This window comes from Pseudoduganella sp. R-32 (assembly GCF_049913245.1).
Lineage (GTDB): Bacteria > Pseudomonadota > Gammaproteobacteria > Burkholderiales > Burkholderiaceae_D > Rugamonas.
Genome location: NZ_CP183987.1, coordinates 2,226,644 through 2,243,218, shown reverse-complemented (window position 1 = coordinate 2,243,218; position 16,575 = coordinate 2,226,644). Strand labels below are relative to the sequence as shown.

19 protein-coding genes are annotated in these 16,575 nt (G+C 64.1%); 10 read left to right on the top strand and 9 right to left on the bottom strand.

From position 1 onward, the window contains the following. Positions 1–131 precede the first annotated feature (131 nt). Both ACN9MU_RS10255 and ACN9MU_RS10250 read left to right on the top strand, forming a co-directional pair. The gene (locus ACN9MU_RS10255) at positions 132–947 is read left to right on the top strand and encodes an HDOD domain-containing protein (RefSeq protein WP_426170341.1); all 816 of its coding nucleotides are present in this window, start codon (positions 132–134) and stop codon (positions 945–947) included. 162 nt (positions 948–1,109) lie between these two features. After that, positions 1,110–1,376 (top strand): flagellar protein FliT, encoded by a 267-nt coding sequence (locus tag ACN9MU_RS10250; protein WP_426170339.1) that lies wholly within the window; start codon positions 1,110–1,112, stop codon positions 1,374–1,376. 331 nt (positions 1,377–1,707) lie between these two features. Here ACN9MU_RS10250 and ACN9MU_RS10245 read toward each other — a convergent pair whose 3' ends face one another. Next, positions 1,708–2,916, bottom strand: coding sequence for a type IV pilus assembly protein FimV (locus ACN9MU_RS10245; RefSeq protein ID WP_426344525.1), 1,209 nt, complete (start codon positions 2,914–2,916; stop codon positions 1,708–1,710). Positions 2,917–3,041: 125 nt separating this feature from the next. Here ACN9MU_RS10245 and fumC point away from each other — a divergent pair, with 125 nt between their 5' ends. Genes fumC through ACN9MU_RS10230 form a run of 3 tightly spaced genes read left to right on the top strand, consistent with a single transcriptional unit; the run spans position 3,042 to position 5,036 of the window. Further along, entirely contained in the window at positions 3,042–4,439 is a 1,398-nt protein-coding gene (fumC, locus tag ACN9MU_RS10240) for a class II fumarate hydratase (RefSeq protein ID WP_426337259.1), read from the top strand. A gap of 53 nt (positions 4,440–4,492) precedes the next feature. Then, on the top strand, positions 4,493–4,723 hold the full coding sequence (locus ACN9MU_RS10235; RefSeq protein WP_028100522.1) for an RNA-binding S4 domain-containing protein: 231 nt from the start codon (positions 4,493–4,495) through the stop codon (positions 4,721–4,723). Positions 4,724–4,748: 25 nt separating this feature from the next. After that, complete coding sequence (locus ACN9MU_RS10230; RefSeq protein ID WP_426322131.1) at positions 4,749–5,036, top strand: DUF883 family protein; 288 nt, start codon at positions 4,749–4,751, stop codon at positions 5,034–5,036. Here ACN9MU_RS10230 and ACN9MU_RS10225 read toward each other — a convergent pair. From ACN9MU_RS10225 to ACN9MU_RS10190, 8 genes are all read right to left on the bottom strand, one after another. Beyond that, positions 5,016–6,629 (bottom strand): DUF692 family multinuclear iron-containing protein, encoded by a 1,614-nt coding sequence (locus ACN9MU_RS10225; protein WP_426337258.1) that lies wholly within the window; start codon positions 6,627–6,629, stop codon positions 5,016–5,018. The two genes, ACN9MU_RS10230 and ACN9MU_RS10225, sit on opposite strands and share 21 nt — an antisense overlap. A 3-nt stretch (positions 6,630–6,632) precedes the next feature. Continuing rightward, positions 6,633–6,899: a DUF2282 domain-containing protein gene (locus ACN9MU_RS10220; RefSeq protein ID WP_426337257.1), complete on the bottom strand. Its 267-nt coding sequence runs from the start codon at positions 6,897–6,899 to the stop codon at positions 6,633–6,635. A 116-nt stretch (positions 6,900–7,015) separates the two neighbouring features. Then, a complete protein-coding gene (locus tag ACN9MU_RS10215; protein WP_426344524.1) occupies positions 7,016–7,216 on the bottom strand; it encodes a YjfB family protein in 201 nt (66 codons plus the stop codon). Positions 7,217–7,268: 52 nt separating this feature from the next. Continuing rightward, on the bottom strand, positions 7,269–7,790 hold the full coding sequence (gene mobB, locus ACN9MU_RS10210) for a molybdopterin-guanine dinucleotide biosynthesis protein B (RefSeq protein ID WP_426344523.1): 522 nt from the start codon (positions 7,788–7,790) through the stop codon (positions 7,269–7,271). Beyond that, positions 7,787–8,659 carry a general secretion pathway protein GspB gene (locus tag ACN9MU_RS10205; RefSeq protein WP_426337255.1) on the bottom strand — a complete coding sequence of 291 codons (873 nt, stop codon included), beginning with the start codon at positions 8,657–8,659 and terminating at the stop codon, positions 7,787–7,789. The genes mobB and ACN9MU_RS10205 overlap by 4 nt, the downstream gene beginning before the upstream one ends. A 1-nt stretch (position 8,660) precedes the next feature. Then, positions 8,661–10,331, bottom strand: coding sequence for an AAA family ATPase (locus ACN9MU_RS10200; protein WP_426344522.1), 1,671 nt, complete (start codon positions 10,329–10,331; stop codon positions 8,661–8,663). A gap of 9 nt (positions 10,332–10,340) precedes the next feature. Beyond that, a complete protein-coding gene (locus tag ACN9MU_RS10195) occupies positions 10,341–10,817 on the bottom strand; it encodes a hypothetical protein (protein ID WP_426344521.1) in 477 nt (158 codons plus the stop codon). Between the two features lie 3 nt (positions 10,818–10,820). Beyond that, the gene (locus tag ACN9MU_RS10190) at positions 10,821–11,006 is read right to left on the bottom strand and encodes a hypothetical protein (RefSeq protein WP_057261510.1); all 186 of its coding nucleotides are present in this window, start codon (positions 11,004–11,006) and stop codon (positions 10,821–10,823) included. A gap of 193 nt (positions 11,007–11,199) precedes the next feature. On the opposite strand from ACN9MU_RS10190, the gene ACN9MU_RS10185 reads away from it, so the two are divergent. The 5 genes from ACN9MU_RS10185 (at position 11,200) to ACN9MU_RS10165 (ending at position 16,567) form a co-directional block, all read left to right on the top strand. Continuing rightward, positions 11,200–12,564, top strand: a complete 1,365-nt coding sequence (locus tag ACN9MU_RS10185) for a GIN domain-containing protein (protein WP_426344520.1) — start codon at positions 11,200–11,202, stop codon at positions 12,562–12,564. Between the two features lie 283 nt (positions 12,565–12,847). Next, positions 12,848–13,717, top strand: coding sequence for a BadF/BadG/BcrA/BcrD ATPase family protein (locus ACN9MU_RS10180; protein ID WP_426170319.1), 870 nt, complete (start codon positions 12,848–12,850; stop codon positions 13,715–13,717). 60 nt (positions 13,718–13,777) lie between these two features. Continuing rightward, positions 13,778–14,455 carry a GntR family transcriptional regulator gene (locus tag ACN9MU_RS10175; RefSeq protein ID WP_426172167.1) on the top strand — a complete coding sequence of 226 codons (678 nt, stop codon included), beginning with the start codon at positions 13,778–13,780 and terminating at the stop codon, positions 14,453–14,455. Beyond that, positions 14,452–15,564 carry an N-acetylglucosamine-6-phosphate deacetylase gene (gene nagA / locus ACN9MU_RS10170; protein ID WP_426322118.1) on the top strand — a complete coding sequence of 371 codons (1,113 nt, stop codon included), beginning with the start codon at positions 14,452–14,454 and terminating at the stop codon, positions 15,562–15,564. The genes ACN9MU_RS10175 and nagA overlap by 4 nt, the downstream gene beginning before the upstream one ends. Further along, positions 15,554–16,567 carry an SIS domain-containing protein gene (locus ACN9MU_RS10165; RefSeq protein ID WP_426170316.1) on the top strand — a complete coding sequence of 338 codons (1,014 nt, stop codon included), beginning with the start codon at positions 15,554–15,556 and terminating at the stop codon, positions 16,565–16,567. Before nagA ends, ACN9MU_RS10165 begins: the two co-directional genes overlap by 11 nt. Positions 16,568–16,575: the final 8 nt, after the last annotated feature.

The window sequence follows — 16,575 nt, the reverse complement described above, 5'->3', positions numbered from 1 at the left end:
CGGGGATCAAATGCAGAAAGCTGGGAATGCTGTGCAGCGCGGCCAACGAATGTTAAAAACTTGCTGCACTCCCCTCTGGAATCGCTATATAGTTTCACCCACAGCAACGCCGAATTTAGAGGAGATTTTTCATGAAGCTCGAAGCACTGTTCCAGAATCCAACTGCGTTGCCAACCGCCCCGAAGGTTGTTGACGAATTGATCAGCAGCTTCGACAAGGCCAGCGTCTCCACCGAGGAAATTGCAAAGAAGCTGTCGGCCGACCCCGTGCTGAGCGCCAAACTGCTGCGCCTGGCGAATTCCGCCTACTACCATGTGTCGCGTTCGATTGGCACCGTTGAAGATGCCATCCTGATGCTGGGCTTTGTCACCGTGCGCACGCTGGTGATCAGCTCCGGCCTGGTGAGCGGCTTCAAGACCGTTCCCGGCATGGATTTGCGCCAGTTCTGGCGCTACAGCCTGCGCACCGCCGTGGGCGCCAAGTTCATCGCCAAGGCTTGCAAGCAAAACACCGACCTCGCCTTCACCATTGGCATGATGCATGCGATCGGCCAGCTGGTAATCCATGCCGGCATGTCCGAGCAAGCGCAGGCACTCGACAAAGTGGCAAGCCCGCTGGACGAGCGCCGCCTGGAAATTGAAAAGAACGCGCTGGGCTACACCTATGCCGACGTGGGCGCCGAACTGGCCAACCGCTGGAAATTCCCGCCAACCTTTGGCGAGACCATTGCCGCCATCCCTAATCCCGGCGAGAACGAACTGGCTGCAGTGATTCACCTGGCGGCCTGGCGTGCCCGCGTCGACGAGAACAAACTGTCCCCGGACGCAATCGCGGCCTGCTACCCGACCGAAGTTGCCGAAAGCCTGGGCCTGGAAGAGAACGCGCTGATTGACCAGATGCCATCGCTGGACGAGCTGAGCGCCGGCCTGGATGAGTTGATCAGCTAATCGATTTCGCTTGATGTCTGCCGTTGTGACCCTTGGGATGGGGGCGCAACGGCATTTTTTTGGAATTTTCTCAAATATTTTTCAAAAAGACCCTAAAGTTCCTTCCGAGCCTGACGTTAATCCTGACATGCGGTACTCCGCGCACAGAATCCAAGGCTCAAAATGTCCTCGACCCAAATTCTCGCTACCTACGAAAAAATTGCCGGTTTGACCAGCCAGATGGTGGGCGCCGCGCAAGCCAGCGACTGGGATTCGCTCGACAGCATGGAAAACCAGTGCGCTGCGGCTTCGGTAGCCCTGATGGGCGGTGCCGCTCCCCTGCAGGGTGACGCCCGCAAGCGCAAGATCGAACTGCTGAAGCAGATCATGGCCAACGACCGCACCATCCGCGAAGTGACCGATCCTTGGCAGAGTCGCCTGAACGGCTAAGTCGGCCTGCCCCTCAATAAAAGCGCCTCCGGGCGCTTTTTTGTTTTAAAGGGACGTACCCTTTAAAACAAAAGGCGCCCGCTTGGGGCGCCCTGGAATTCGGAGGGGCGAGCACCAGGTATCTCCTGGCGTCGCCTCAGCGCCGGTTGCACCCGGCGTTCATATCGCCTCAGTCGGCTATGAACTGCTTCCAGACGGGGTCGTTTCTTCAACGTCGCTCTGCGGTTCGCGTCACGCTATCGGTGGTGACTGCGGCAGAACCCGGTCCGTGTGAGCCCAGTATAACGCAGGTAAAAAAATCTTGTCCAGCACTGGAATGCAACGGTAGTTACTAGTGTGCAGCAACCTCCACTGCGTCCTCCAGCGTTGGCACGTCATCCTCCGCGCTCCCTTTCTTGCGGAAGGATTGCCAGATCTTCAGCGGGCCTTTCGCCTGGCGCTTGCGCAGGAAGTAGATCAGGCCGCCGAGCGCCGCCAACCCCGCCAGCACACCACCGGCGATCATGGCCAGCCGGCTGCGCGGGTTGGCCGCGAGATCTGCTGCAACGCCGGGCTTGACAGGAGTGGCGCCCGGCTTGGCTGGCGTCGCGCCTGGCTTGTTCGGGGCAACGGCTGGCTTGGCAGGCGCGGCTTCGGGTTTCAACTCGACTGTTCGCGCAGGCGCAGCGGCAGCAGGCGCCACCATGGCGGTTTGCAGGCGATGCACCTTGCCTTCGATATCGGCCAGCTTGCTTGTCATGGCTTCACATTGACGGAGCTGGGCTTCCACCTGCTGCGCAGGGGCGCAAGACTGTGCGGGCGCGGAAGCCGCCGGCGCAGCGGGAACGGCTGTGGGCAGCTGTGCCGGTTTGGAGGTTGGCTGGCGGACAGGCGCCGTCGTCCCGGACCCAAGGCCTGGCCCCGCCTTCGGGCCGGTGACCAGTGCAGCTTGCGGCGCAGGGTTGGCACTTCGCTCCTGTGCCTTCGCCAAGGCGACCTGCTGGCGGTGGGCAAAGGCACGCTGGGCGGCTTCATTCAATCCCGCCTCGCCGTTGTCTCCCGATGTGGGAGGGGCTGCGGCCGGCTTGCTTGCTGCAACGGCCATAGGCAGCGGCTCCGCCGCCGGCATCGCGGCCACAGCCGCAGCGCGCTGGCCCGAAGGTTCCGGCGTCAGCCAGAGCGAAGCGGCTCGGATGATCTGCCGCCCTCCACTATTCAACTCCAGGAAAAGATGCAAGGCCTCGGCATTCACTGGCTGCAGCGTGGTCAGGTGCAGGAAGCGCTTGTTGTCGCGCTTGGCAATCGAGATATACAGGCCGCCCAGCGCAGGCGGCATGTCCACATTGGCGCCCTTGAACACGTCCGGATTGGCGAGCCGAGCCTGGATGTCGGCCAGGTCGGCCGCAGTCAGGTCGACCAATTCGATGTCCGCCGAAAGCTGCTGGCCAATGTGGGAATTGACCTTTATTTCGCCCAGCTCGGCCGCCCGCAGCGAACCGCACAGGGCAGCAGCGCAGATCGGCAGCGCAAAGGCGCGAATGATCAATCGTTTGCTTAACATGGAGGACAGGCCTATTACTTCAATGTACTCATTAACGGCAGAATATCCCGATTTTGTAGGCCTCGGCAGAGTAAGCAGCATTGGCGTTAGAATCCAGTCATCACTTTCCAACGAGGGAGCCGTACATGAACAGCAGAACCGAGCGCGACAGCTTTGGCCCGATTGAAGTTCCAGCCAGCCAGTTGTGGGGTGCGCAGACCCAGCGCTCGCTCGAGCACTTCCGCATTTCCAGCGAACGCATGCCGGCCGAACTGATCGCCGCCCTCGCCAGCGTGAAGCGCGCGGCGGCCAAGGTGAACGTCGACCTCGGGGTGCTCGATAGCGTCAAAGCCAAGGCCATCATGGAGGCCGCCGATGAAGTCCTGGATGGGAAGCATCCGGGCGAGTTCCCGCTGGCCGTGTGGCAAACCGGCTCGGGCACCCAGTCCAATATGAATATGAACGAGATGCTGGCCAACCGCGGCTCCGAGCTGATGGGAGGCGAGCGCGGCGAAGGGCGCAAGCTGCACCCGAACGATGACGTCAACAAGGGGCAGTCGTCGAACGACATCTTCCCCACCGCAATGCATGTGGCGGCGGCGCAGGCAGTCGCGAACAATGTGCTGCCAGCCCTGCGCCAGCTGCGCGCCACCTTGCAGGCGAAGGCGCAGGCGTTCGAGGGCATCGTCAAGATCGGCCGCACGCACCTGCAGGATGCAACACCGCTCACCCTTGGCCAGGAGTTTTCCGGCTACGTCGCCCAACTGGACTATGCGGAGAGAGCCATCGAAGCCACCCTCCCCGCCGTGCTGGAACTGGCAGCCGGCGGCACCGCGGTGGGCACGGGACTGAATTCGCACCCCGAGTACGCCAGCCGTATCGCAGCCGAACTGGCGAGCCGCCTGAAACTCCCCTTCCGCACCGCCGACAACAAGTTCGCCGCACTGGCCGGGCATGACGCCCTGGTATCGGCTCACGGCGCGCTGAAAACCCTGGCCACGGCACTCATGAAGCTGGCCAATGACGTGCGCTGGATGGCTTCCGGCCCGCGCTCCGGCCTCGGTGAAATCAGCATCCCCGAGAATGAGCCGGGCAGCTCGATCATGCCGGGCAAGGTCAACCCCACCCAAAGCGAAGCACTGACCATGCTGTGCTGCCAGGTGTTCGGCAACGACGTGGCCATTACCGTTGGCGGCTCGTCCGGCAATTTCGAGCTGAACGTCTTCAAGCCGCTGATCGCCCACAACTTCCTGCAAAGCGCCCGCCTGCTGGCCGATGGCATGCGCAGCTTCGACGAGCATTGCGCACACGGTATCGAGCCGAACCTGGGCCGCATCGAAGAACTGATGGAACGGTCGCTGATGCTGGTCACCGCCCTGGCCCCGCACATCGGTTATGATCGCGCCGCGCAAATCGCGAAGAAGGCGCAGCACGAGGGCACGACCTTGAAAGAAGCCGCACTGGCCCTTGGTTTTGTGAACGAAAGCCAGTTCAACGAGTGGATTGTTCCACTGGAGATGACCAAGCCAGGCGGCAAGGGTTAATGCCAGGTGGGAATACAACACCTCCGCGCCAACCCAACAGAAAGAGGATTAAAATGCAGAAAGTAGATTTCGAATTGACAGGCGAGTACATCGAGCTGAACCAGCTCCTGAAAGTGGTCGGCCTGTGCGACAGCGGCGGCGCCGGCAAGCAGATCGTGGCTAGCGGCGACGTCAAGGTCGACGGCAAACAGGAGTTGCGCAAGACGGCGAAGATCCGGGCGGGCCAGAAGGTGCGCCTGGGCGACGTGCAGATCGACGTTCATGCCGAGGGCAGTGCGGCCTGATTGATCCGCGCGGAGGGTTAGCTCCATGGATGGTCCCGACGAGAAGCAAGTGCAGTCCCAGGAACAACTGATCGGCGACCTGCGGCAGGTCATCGAGAATGCCGAGGAGCTGCTCAAGAATACCGATCATTACACCAGCGTGCTGTACCAGTCGGCGCGCGCCAAGCTCGCCCAGGCTTTGCTGGCCGCCAACGAGGAACTGGAACGGTGTGAAGACGCGCAGCTCCTGCGCATGATCGAGGCGACCCACCGCGCCAACCTGCTGCACCGGGACTTGTCCGGCGAAGACAAGTTAATGCGGGCGTTTAACTAGGATTTGCTGCTGCAGCCATTGCTGGAGGCTGGCGGCAACGTCGAAGTTCTCATCCAGCGCAAAGGCGGCGTCGAGCGCGTCGCCGAATGCCTTCCCTTCTTTTAATGCCTGCAGCGCTGCGTATTGCGGCACTTGCAGCAGCGTGACCTGGGCTGTCCATTCGGGGCGGCTGAGCAGCGCGCGGCTTGGCTCGTCCATCTTCCGTGGGAATGGCATGCCCTGATGGGCCAGCCAGAGGGGCACGACTGCCCATTCCGATTCAAATAGCTTGGCGGTAGGCTGCCAGGGGAAGCTTTGGCCCTCCACCGTTTGCGGGTTGATGTCCTTCGCCTGCAGCGCGGGCTCGTGCCGCGCGTAATGGATGCGGTGCAGCTGCCATTCCAGGCACGCCATGTCTGGAAGGTAGGGCAAGTCCTTGACGTGCTCGAAGCTGCGCAGGAAGGGCTCGAAGTGTGCGCCGAAGCGGTTCAGGTCTCCACTGTCGGAAGGGTGGGCGCGGCCGTATTCGCGCGCCAGGGCGGCGAAGAATTCTGCGCCCACCAGTTGCGCAATCACAGGATAAGCGGCGGCCAGGGCCCTGGTCCAGGTCGAAGCCAGGTTGCCTCGGTACAGGCCGAAGCGTTCGCCGTGCCTGAGCTGTAGCGTGGCCTCGGCAGCAGGCGAGAACAAGGCGTCGGAAAATGCTTGCTGCTGCGCGGCCAAGGCGTCGCAGCCGACCGGCAGGCATTGCCCGCTCCGGCTCCCGGAGCCCCAGTCGACTTTCTCAGGAGGCGGGAAGTGTTCGGCAATCGCAGCTGCCTTGCCGGCCTCGCCAAGCAGGACTTCCAGGGGCGGGATATCGGTGTCCCATTCGATCAGCGTGGGGACGGCGCCGAAGCGGCTTAACGCTGCTTCGTACAGCCGCCAGACCGGATCGGCGACGACTGCGCCGTGATGGTCGACCACGGCATCGGGTGTGACGAGGTGTCCGGCGAGGTGGATTTCCCCGACTGTGCCGGGGGCGATCGCTTGCAGCGCCGCCATGGCGTCTTCGCCGTGGTTCAGCTGGTTGACGTAGAGGTTGTTCACGTCCAGCAGCAGGCCGCAACCGCTGCGGCGCGCGAGCGCAGCGAGGAATTCTGCTTCGCTCATTGCGTCGTCGGCGAAGCGCACGAAGCTGGAAACGTTTTCGAGCAGGATGGCGCGCCCAAGGGCGTCCTGCATGCGTCCTACCCGCTCCGCCATCAGGTCGAGCGCGGCGTGGTTCAGCGCCAGCGGCAGCAGGTCGTTGAGGTGGCGGTCGACAATGGCGCCCCAGCACAGGTGTTCGGAGACCAGCGCCGGTTCAATGCGCTGGGCGAGGCTCACGACACGCTCCAGGTGACCGGCACTGAATCCGCGTGCCGAACCGAGGCCCAGGCCTACGCCGTGCAGGCTGATCGCGTAGTCGCGCCTCAGTTCCTGCAATACGTGGAAGTCGCCGCCGGCCTGGTCGAGGTAGTTTTCAGTGTGAACTTCAAGCCAGGCGGCGCGTGGCCGCTGCTCGAGGAACTGGCGGTAGTGCGGTGCCCGCAATCCAATGCCTGCTCCCCGCGCCACCGCGTGTTGCGTCATTGATTATTTGGCTGGCGCAGCGGTCTTGCCGCCGGCTTTTTCGCAGGTGCCTTTGGCGACGAATTTCCATTCGCCTGCCATATTGTCGGTCTTGGCCTGGTTGGAGCAGCCATGGGTGCCGGTGGCGCAGTCGTTCTGGCCAGCCTTGGCGATGCCGTAGCACTTTTCTTTTTCCGCTGCTGGCTTGTCCTGGGCTGCGGAAGCAACGCTGCTGGTAGCGGCGCAGACGGTGGCCAGGGCGGCGGCGATCAGGGCTTGACGGTTTTTCATGCGGAGTCTCCTCTGTAGGTTTGCAGGTCTGCGATTAGACCATAAAAAAAACCCGCTGACACCGGTGCCGGTGCGGCGGGTTCGTTGCGGCCTGCGCGAGGTCTGGCGACCGGCGTTCAGGCGGTCGTGTTGATGTTCTGGCCGAGGTGGGATGGCAGGTTGGCGGCAGGCGTCGCTGGCGGAATCGCTTCGATCAGGGCCTGGGCGCTGGAGGCTTGCACGTCCATTGCTCTTTTTAACACGGCGTAACCAACCTCGGTACGATTGCTCGTATCGGCCATTGTTGTTGCCAGCTTTGCAATGCTCACCGCATCCATTTAAACCTCCCACTGATATCTATCCAGATTTACGGATGGGATTTGGCGAACTTTAGGTCTGACGCGCGATTTTTTTGATTAACCAGGCCAGAACGGTGTCGGGACGGTTCAGGTCGAGCCATTGCAGGCGGGGCGGCAGGCCTTCCGGGGCGGGCTGGTCGGAGGCGACGGCGACAATCGTATGGTCGTCGAGGTAACGCGGCGGCTGGCCGGCGATGGCGCGGTAAACTTCCAGCTTGTCGATTTGCCATGCATGGAAGCCTTCCACCAGGGTCAGGTCGGCGGGCTGCAGGCGGGCCAGTTGCTCGTCGGCGCCGGGTTCTTCGGCTCCACGCAGTTCATGGATGATGGCGAAACGATAAGGCGAGGCGATCATCACCTCGGCGGCGCCGGCATGGCGGAAACGGGCGCTGTCTTTCCTTGGCGGCTCAAGCTCGAAGTCATGGTGGCTATGCTTGATGACGTTGACTTTCCATCCGCGCGCGGCCAGCTCGGTGACCAGGTACTCGATCAGGGTGGTCTTGCCGCTGCCCGAGGGGCCGGTGACGCCGACGACGTTCTGCTTGCTGCTCATAGCGGTACCCGGTAGCGGTAGCCGCGGAAGCTGAAGATGGCTTGCTTGGGCTGGAGTTTGTCCAGGATCAGGCCGGGGGCCACTTCCTCGCCCTCCCTGCGCAGCACTTTGTCGATCAGGAGCAGGCGATCGGCTGGATTTTTCGAATACATGTAGCCACCAAGGGTGATCTGGGGGATGGCGCGCTGGATTGGTTCAGGGAGCTCGCGCAGGGATTGCACCTGTTCTTCTGCCGGCGCTGGCGCCGGGACTGCAGCCTGCGGTTGCGCTGCGACCGGGACCGCCTGCGTCACGTCTGCACCGCGGGCCGCGTTTCCGGCTTGCTTCTGGGCGGGCAACCGGGGAGCCTCCGCAGCGCGGGCTGCGGGTGGCGCAGCGGCGACGTGGGCGTCGGCAGCACGCTGGTTGGCCGCTGGCTGGCCGGGAGCTTGCTGTGCAGGAGGCGCTTCTCCTGGGCGTGCTGGCGCCTGGCTTGCGGTGACCGCTGCGGCCGGCGCTGCCGGGGCGGCGCCGGCAACGGTGACTGCAGGAGCTGCCGGTGCGCTGTGGGCGTTGCCGCCCGGGCCGGAAGCCGTGGCCACAGGCGTGGCGCTGCCGTTGGCGGCCGCTGGACCCGCGGCCGGAGCGGCGGCAACCGGCGCGCTTGCGGCGGGCTGCTGGCTCGCGGCCGGCTGCTGGCGCACCAGCATCGTCGCGAGGCCGGCGATGGCGGCTGCCATCAGGGCCATGGCCACGATCACCGGCGTACGCCTGCTGCGCGCCCCCTGCCCGGCCGGCACGCTGGCCAGCGTGGGTGCGTGGATGGTCGGGGTGCTGCCGATCTGGCGTTCGGCCTGCGCCTTTTTGAGTGCTTCGAGAATATAGGACATGTTAATTACCCGCCTTGGCCAACAGGTGCGGCTCGGTCTCCCGGCCCGGCTGCGACAGGCGGATGAAAGTTCGCGGTCCCGCCACGCCGTCGGCCTTCAAACCCTGGGCAAGCTGGAACTCGCGCAAGTATCGCAAAGTTTCGCCGGCTAGTGGCAGGTTCTCGCGCGGTTTCTTGACCCCGTTTATTTGTGCCAGGCGGCGGGCCAGCCAGTCGACGTCCGGGCCTTTATCGCCTTCGCTGACTTCCTCGCGCCAGGAGCGCGGCGCGCGCCAGAAGGTGGTGAAGGTGCCGTCGAAGCGGGCGTCCAGGGCGTCGAGCGAGACCGTTTCGCTGCCGCGCGCTCCAACCAGCGTGGCGCTCTTGCCGTCGATGGCCGTCAGCAGGACATTGCGCGGCAGCGAATCGCCGTCGCGTAGTTTGATGATGGCGGGACGGTCGAGATTGCGGATTTCTTCGAGGCCGCCCTTGCCTTGCATGCAGCGCAGGTTGTGCCGGGAAGCTTCGGCGCAGCCTTCGCCTTCCGACAATGCCACTTCCCACTTCGCCGCCAGTTGGCCCAGGGCGGCATCCATCGTCAGCCAGCTTGGCGCGACGAGCGTGGCTGGCGATGCAGCCCCTTGCGGCGCCGTGGCGGCGGCCGAAGCGGAACTTGCGGCGGCTGCCTGCGTCACGCGGCCAGCCGCCTGAGAGGCACGGGAAGCAGCCTGCGCGGCAGCCGGCGCCTGCGGCGCGGCGGCATGCCCGGTAGCGGACGGCGAGCGCACCGACGGCATCAGCTGCCAGGCCGCGGCGGCTGTCAGAGCAGCCCCCGCCAAGACACCGGCTGCAGCCACGCGCCACGCCCGCGCACCGACTGGAGCGCTCTCGCCTGCAAACACTTCCTGCGCCGCGCGGCGCAGGATGACGGCATTGACCTGCGCGCGATTTTCAACGTAGGCGCCAAGCAAAGCCCGGTCGCACAAGAGGTTGATCCGGCGCGGCACGCCCTTGCTCAATTGGTGGATGCGCCGCAGCAGGCCACGCGGGAACAGCTCCACCGCGCCAGCGCCAGCTACTGCCAGCCGGTGCCGGATATAGCTGCCTACTTCCGCCTCGGACAATGGCCCCAGGTGATAGCGCGCGATCACGCGCTGCGCCAGTTGCTCGAGCTCTGGGCGCGCCAGCATCTGGCGCAGTTCCGGCTGGCCGATCAGGATAATCTGCAGCAGCTTGCGCTCGCTCGTTTCCAGGTTGGTCAGGAGGCGCAGCTGCTCCAGAACGTCGGCCGACAGGTTTTGCGCCTCGTCGATCACCAGCACATTATTCAGGCCCGCCGCATGCGACTCCAGCAGGTAGCTGTTGACCGCATCCACATAGGACTTGACGCTCGCCCCTTCCGGCGCCACGCCGAATTCATCGCACACCGACTGCAGCAGCTCCTCCACCGTCAGCTTGGGATTGAAGATATAGGCCAGGCGGCAGTCGGCCGGAATCTGTTCGATGAAGCAGCGGCACACCGTGGTCTTGCCGGCGCCGATCTCGCCGGTCAGCAGCACGAAACCGCCGCCGCTGCCCACGCCATACAGGAGGTGCGCCAGCGCCTCGCGGTGCCGTTCGCTCATGAACAGGTATCGCGGGTCGGGGGCAATCGAAAACGGCTGCTGTCTGAGGTTGAAGTATTGCGTGTACATGGTGGGCGCTTAGCGCAGCGCGGGCGGCAGTTGCTTGAATTTGGCGCAGTATATCTTGGAGCGCGTATTGAAATAGACGATGCGGCTGCCCGGCTTGGACTCCCGCACCGGGTAGCGCGAAGAGTCGATTTTCGCATAAGCCTGGCCGTCCTGGCGAAGGATGGCCTTTTCGAGCTCCTCCGGCGTGGTGTCGGTCACGGCGCCGACAAAGCTGTAGGGGAAGCTCTCGTCGCTGATCATCACTTCCAGCACGGGAAAGCCCCACAGGATCGCGTCATTGGTACGGAACCAGTAGGCTCCGCCCTCGCGCTTGTAAGGCCGCCCGAAATACTGGCTGAGGTAGTCGAAATAATAACGGTTGGAGGTCTGGTCGCGGCACAGCAGGCCATTGCCAAGCACGTCGCCGAAGTGGGAAGGCGGCGCTGCCTGCGTCGCCTGGCTGGCGGCGAGCACGCCTGCCGCCGTGAGAAAGCGCAATCGACGCATCAGTTACAACTTCTGGAACCAGGCGCGGTTGGCACTGATCTTGGCCTTGGCCGAGGGAGGCAACGCTTCATAGCAGCCAGGGTATTGCTTCAGGGAACCCTCGCGGACTTCCTTTTGCAAACCATTGATCAGGAACACGTATACCGTTCCACCCTGGTCGGTCTTTTTGGTTCCCAAGTACTTGATCATAAGTGTCTCTCCTGACGAGCATTATGACATTTCAAGGCGAAATCACAACTTTTTGCCCGGTACCGTGTGCATTTCAGTATCGGAAAAATGCAGTTGGCTCCTCGTTTTTGCGCGTCTGTCTTTTTCCGGCCAGGCGGCGACGCCGATTCGCCTATCGTTGCAGCATCACCAATCCTGAACAGTGACAATCAAAATGAATAAGCTGATCACCTACGGCGCCGCTGCTTCCCTGATCGCGCTGGGCGTTACGGCCTTGCACGCGAGCCCTCCGGAAAGCGAAAAGAAGGCCGATGTCACGCCGACCCGGGAAAACCGCCCGGTGACGGCTTTTTCGCGCATCGAGGTGGACGGCCCCTACAAGGTGCTGATCAATGCCCAAGGCGAGCCTGCAGTGGAAGTCAGCGGGCCGAAACGCCAGGTCGAACAGCTGGAAACCGTGGTCCAGGGCGATACCCTGCACGTCCGGCCTTTGCGCCGCCACCACTGGGTGTTCAGCTTCGGCAAACAGCGCGAACCGGTGATCGTTAAAATCAGCGCCAAGGGCCTGAAAGCCTTGAGCAACAGCGGCAGCGGCGACGTGGAACTGGAACGCGTGGACAGCACTGAACTGAAGCTGATCTCCACCGGCCCGGGCGACGTCAGCGCTTCCGGCACCGCCACCGAATTGACCGTCAAGGCCAGCGGCAGCGGCGACATGCACCTGCACCGTATGCGGGCCACCAACGTCAACCTGGTCATGAGCGGCCCTGGCGACGTCAGTGCGCCGGCGATTACCGGCGACCTGAATGCCGTGCTGTCCGGCTCCGGCGACCTGGAAGCGGGCGACGTGCGCGCCAATAAAGTGAACGCAGCGATGAGCGGCCCCGGCTCGGTCGAACTGCGCGGCAGCAGCCGCGACCTGCGCGTCGAGATTTCCGGCTCGGGCGACCTGGAAGCGTGCGGCATGCAGGTCGAAAACGTCAGCGCCATGCTGAATGGGCCGGGCAGCGCTTGCCTGAGCGGCCAGATCAGGAAGTTCGACGCCGAAGTGCACGGTTCCGGCGACCTGGAAGCGCGCGGCCTGCAAACCCAGAATACGCGCGTCAGCCTGAGCGGCCCCGGCGGCATGAATCTGTCCGGCAGCAGCGAGACCCTGAGCGCGGACGTCAGCGGTTCCGGCGACCTCGATGCCAAGCAGCTCCGGGTAGCCAAGGCAATTGCGCGCAGCAAGGGCCCCGGCAATATCTACCTGAGCAAGGTAAGCGATTCGCTGGATGCCGACGTGCGCGGCTCGGGCGACCTGAAGGCCGAACCGGAGTGCAAGGACGTCAAGGTCACGATGAGCGGCCCTGGCGGCGTGCAGCTGCGCGGCTGGACTGGCACGCTTAACGCGCAGCTCACCGGCTCGGGCAGCCTTGATGCACGCGACATGCTGGCCAAGCAGGCAGAAGTCAATGTACGCGGTCCAGGCAACGCCACGGTTAATGTGGAAGGCAAGGTCGCAGCCCAGGGCCAGCAATTGATTTCCGACAAACAGCGTGTGCTGACGGTCGACCGTCGTGGCGCCCACGCCGAATGATTGACGAAATCGCTGCTGACGCCTGAGGCGCCGGCAGCGATTAGCTTTTCTCCCGAGCCCGGCCAGCGTGCCGGGCTTTTTTTCGTCCATATTGCAACTTTGGCACCACAGTCCATACCAAAGTGCATACCATTAGCGACAGCACAATTTCAATTACAAATCAAAGACTTGTGATTGCAAATCCGAGTTTAGCTGCAGACCTAAACAATACCAGTTAAATACCTGTTGACAAGCTGGTGTGCTCCTCATATAGTCGCCACAGTTCTTTTCATCCCTTGAAAAAATGATCGAATTCCTGATAGGCGTCGATGGCGGCGGCAGCGGCACACGGGTGCGCCTGGCGCGGGCCGACGGACAGTTGCTGGGCGAAGGCCAAGCCGGTCCATCTGCCCTGCTGCACGGCATTAAGAATGCATGGGCTGCCGTTGAAGAAGCCGTGGGGCGCGCCTTCGAAGCGGCCGGCGTGACGCAACCGGCGCGCGAACACATTGCGATCGGGCTGGGGCTGGCCGGCGTGCACAACAAGCAGTGGGCCGCCAATTTCGTGGCCGCCAATCCCGGTTTTGCCGCGGTGGCGCTGGAAACCGATGCGTTTACCACGGTGCTCGGTGCTCACGAAGGCCAGCCGGGCGCCATCATCGCCCTGGGCACCGGCAGCGTGGGCGAAATCCTGCATGCCGATGGCGCGCGCCATGAAGTGGGCGGCTGGGGCTTCCCTTCCGGCGACGAAGCCGGCGGCGCATGGATCGGCATGAAGGCGATCAACCATGTGCAGCAAGTGGTCGACGGCCGGGTCCGGGGCAGCGCCTTCTCGCAGGCGGTGGCCGAGGCGTGCGGAGGCAGCCGTGACCGCATCCAGGTCTGGCTGGCAAATGCCAACCAGACCGCCTTTGCGCAACTGGCTCGCATCGTGCTGCAATTTGGGGAAAGCGATGCGACCGCGCGCGGCATCCTGTCCGAAGCTGGCCAGCAGGTGGCGCTGATCGCCCATGGCCTGGACCCGAGCGGCACCTTGCCTATCGCCCTGTGCGGCGGCCTCGGTGAGCCGCTGCGCGCTTTCCTGCCGCCTGCCCTGCTGCAGCGGATTGTTCCCCCCAGGGGCGATTCGGCCGCGGGTGGCCTGCGCCTGATCCAACAACATTTGAAGGAGTAGCCCGTGCTATCCCAGTTGAGCGATTTCCGGCCTGACGCCGACAGCGACACCCCTCTGTACATGCAGTTGGCAAACAAGCTGTCCGATGGCATAGCAAGCGGCGACTGGCGCGCCAACGAGGCGCTGCCTTCCGAACGCGTGCTGTCGGAAATACTCAATATCTCGCGGGTGACCGCGCGCAAGGCGATCGACATGCTGTGCGCGCGCGGCATGCTGACGCGCCGCCGCGGTTCCGGGACCTACATCACGCCCAAGCTGGAACAGCCGCTGTCGCGCCTGACCAGCTTTTCGGAAGAGCTGCGCCAGCGCGGCTTTACTGCCGGCTCGCGCTGGCTGCAGCGCGAGATCGGCGTGGCGGCGCCGCTGGAACTGCTGTCGCTCGGCCTGTCGCCCAACATGCCGGTGGCGCGCCTGAAGCGCCTGCGCACGGCCGACGACGTGGTGATGGCGATCGAGACCTCGACCATTCCGGCCATGTACATGCCCGATCCCGGCACGGTGCACGGCTCGCTGTATGGCTACCTGGAAGCCAGCGGCAATGTACCGATGCGCGCGCTGCAGCACATCCGCGCCATCAATGCCAATGCCGAGCAGGCGCGCCTGGCCAATATCGCGCCCGGCACCGCCATGCTGCACATTACGCGCGTGAGCTACCTGGAAAGCGGCGCAGCGGTAGAACTTACCCACTCCTACTGCCGGAGTGACTATTATGAATTTGTAGCGGAGTCGCGTCGATGAACCAGGCAATCAAAGGCAATATCCTGACACCGTCCGGCTGGCTGAACGGAACGATTTCCTTCGGCGAGCGGATCGAGGACGTCGCGGGCAGCAGCACCGACCCGGCAGCGAACGGCGACGACTATATCCTGCCCGGCTTTATCGACCTGCACGTGCACGGCGGCGCCGGCAAGGACGTGATGGAGGGCGGCGATGCGGTGCACGCCATTGCGGCAATCCACGCGCGCCACGGCACCACCTCCATGCTGGCCACCACCATGACGGCCCCGCCGGAAGACATCGACGTGGCGCTGGCCGCCATCGGCAAGGCCGTGCGCCAGCGCGGCAAGGGCGAAGCGCGCGTGCTGGGGGCTCACCTGGAAGGCCCTTATATCAATAGCGGCAAGCTCGGGGCGCAGCCAAATTTTGCGCGCGCCGCCACCATTGAAGAAGTCCATCGACTGGAAACGCTGGCGCCGATGCGCGTGATCACCGTGGCGCCTGAAATCTCGGGCCACCTGGAACTGGTGCGCGACCTGGCCAACCACGGCGTGCGCGTCCAGATCGGCCATACGCTGGGCTCCTATGAGGAAGGCGTGGCGGCGCTGGACCACGGCGCCACCGGCTTCACCCATTTGTTCAACGCGATGAGCGGCCTGCACCACCGCGAGCCCGGCATGGTCGGCGCCGCGCTGGCGCACGCCGAATTCGCCGAGCTGATTCCCGATCTCCTGCACGTGCATCCGGGCGCAATCAAGGGCGCGCTGCGCGCCATCCCGCGCCTGTATTGCGTGACCGATTCCACGGCTGCCACCGGCATGCCGGACGGCGAATACATGCTGGGCCGCCACATCGTCCATAAATGCATGGGCGGCGTGCGCCTGCCCGACGGCACCCTGGCCGGCTCCACGCTGACGCTGGACCAGGCGCTGCGCAACCTGGTCGGGCTGGGCCTCGACCTGGCCGACGCCTCCAAACGAGTTTCCACCCATGCAGCCGACTACCTCGGCCTGCAGGACCGCGGCCGCCTGGCACGCGGCGCGTATGCCGACCTGGTCGTGATGGACCGGGACTTGAAACTGAAAGCCGTTTATATCGAAGGAGAACGTTGTGACCTCAATGATGCTTAAAGAAGCCCTGTCTGCCGCCGACTGCGTGGAACAGCAGCTGGCGAACGACACCGACCGCTACGCGGAACTGGGCCGCAAACTGAGGAGCACGCCGTTCAACTCCGCGCTGACGGTGGCGCGCGGCAGCTCGGACCATGCCTGCAACTACATCGCCTACCTGATCATGTCGCGCCTGGGGCGGGTGGTCGCTTCGCTGCCAATGTCCCTGGTGACGCTGCACAAATCGCCGCTGATCACGCGCGATACGCTGGTGGTGTCGGTCTCGCAATCCGGCCAGAGCCCGGACGTGGTAGAACCAATCCGCTATTTCCGCGACGGCGGCGCGACCACCGTAGCACTGGTCAACGACGCTGAATCGCCGCTGGCGCACAGCGCCGAATGGGCCATGCCGCTGCGCGCTGGCAAGGAGCAGAGCGTGGCCGCCACCAAGAGCTTCATCACGTCCCTCGTCGCCGGCGCGCGCCTCGTTGCGCACTGGCAGAACGACCCGGACCTGCTGGAAGGCCTGGCGGCCCTGCCGGATGCACTGCGCGCAGCCTGCAATGTGGACTGGTCGCCGGCCATTGAAGTCCTGGCCCCGGCCCGCAACATCATGGTGGTCGGGCGCGGCATCAGCTTCCCGGTCGCCCTGGAGGCTTCGCTGAAATTCAAGGAGACCTCGGCCCTGCAGGCGGAAGCCTTCTCCGGCGCGGAAATCAAGCACGGCCCGATGGCGCTGATCGAGGAAGGCTATCCTCTGCTGATCTTCGCAACGCGCGGCCCGACCCAGGCTGGCTTGCTGGCACTGGCGGAAGAAATGCGCGGCCGCGGCGCGCGCGTGCTGCTGGCGGCGCCGGAGGACGTGGCAACGCGCGACCTGACCTTGCCGGTTGCGGCCACGCCGGATCTCGACCCGATTGTTGCGATCCAGGCCTTCTACGTGATGGCGGCCAAGCTGTCCGCAGCGCGCGGCCTGGACCCGGATCGTCCGCGCCACCTGAACAAAGTCACCAAGACCCACTGATTTGCGCG

Coding starts and splice junctions, on each gene's coding strand:
- ACN9MU_RS10255 (WP_426170341.1), top strand. CDS start 132: ATGAAGCTCGAAGCACTGTTCCAGAATCCAACTGCGTTGCCAACCGCC.
- ACN9MU_RS10250 (WP_426170339.1), top strand. CDS start 1,110: ATGTCCTCGACCCAAATTCTCGCTACCTACGAAAAAATTGCCGGTTTG.
- ACN9MU_RS10245 (WP_426344525.1), bottom strand. CDS start 2,916: ATGTTAAGCAAACGATTGATCATTCGCGCCTTTGCGCTGCCGATCTGC.
- fumC (WP_426337259.1), top strand. CDS start 3,042: ATGAACAGCAGAACCGAGCGCGACAGCTTTGGCCCGATTGAAGTTCCA.
- ACN9MU_RS10235 (WP_028100522.1), top strand. CDS start 4,493: ATGCAGAAAGTAGATTTCGAATTGACAGGCGAGTACATCGAGCTGAAC.
- ACN9MU_RS10230 (WP_426322131.1), top strand. CDS start 4,749: ATGGATGGTCCCGACGAGAAGCAAGTGCAGTCCCAGGAACAACTGATC.
- ACN9MU_RS10225 (WP_426337258.1), bottom strand. CDS start 6,629: ATGACGCAACACGCGGTGGCGCGGGGAGCAGGCATTGGATTGCGGGCA.
- ACN9MU_RS10220 (WP_426337257.1), bottom strand. CDS start 6,899: ATGAAAAACCGTCAAGCCCTGATCGCCGCCGCCCTGGCCACCGTCTGC.
- ACN9MU_RS10215 (WP_426344524.1), bottom strand. CDS start 7,216: ATGGATGCGGTGAGCATTGCAAAGCTGGCAACAACAATGGCCGATACG.
- mobB (WP_426344523.1), bottom strand. CDS start 7,790: ATGAGCAGCAAGCAGAACGTCGTCGGCGTCACCGGCCCCTCGGGCAGC.
- ACN9MU_RS10205 (WP_426337255.1), bottom strand. CDS start 8,659: ATGTCCTATATTCTCGAAGCACTCAAAAAGGCGCAGGCCGAACGCCAG.
- ACN9MU_RS10200 (WP_426344522.1), bottom strand. CDS start 10,331: ATGTACACGCAATACTTCAACCTCAGACAGCAGCCGTTTTCGATTGCC.
- ACN9MU_RS10195 (WP_426344521.1), bottom strand. CDS start 10,817: ATGCGTCGATTGCGCTTTCTCACGGCGGCAGGCGTGCTCGCCGCCAGC.
- ACN9MU_RS10190 (WP_057261510.1), bottom strand. CDS start 11,006: ATGATCAAGTACTTGGGAACCAAAAAGACCGACCAGGGTGGAACGGTA.
- ACN9MU_RS10185 (WP_426344520.1), top strand. CDS start 11,200: ATGAATAAGCTGATCACCTACGGCGCCGCTGCTTCCCTGATCGCGCTG.
- ACN9MU_RS10180 (WP_426170319.1), top strand. CDS start 12,848: ATGATCGAATTCCTGATAGGCGTCGATGGCGGCGGCAGCGGCACACGG.
- ACN9MU_RS10175 (WP_426172167.1), top strand. CDS start 13,778: ATGCAGTTGGCAAACAAGCTGTCCGATGGCATAGCAAGCGGCGACTGG.
- nagA (WP_426322118.1), top strand. CDS start 14,452: ATGAACCAGGCAATCAAAGGCAATATCCTGACACCGTCCGGCTGGCTG.
- ACN9MU_RS10165 (WP_426170316.1), top strand. CDS start 15,554: ATGATGCTTAAAGAAGCCCTGTCTGCCGCCGACTGCGTGGAACAGCAG.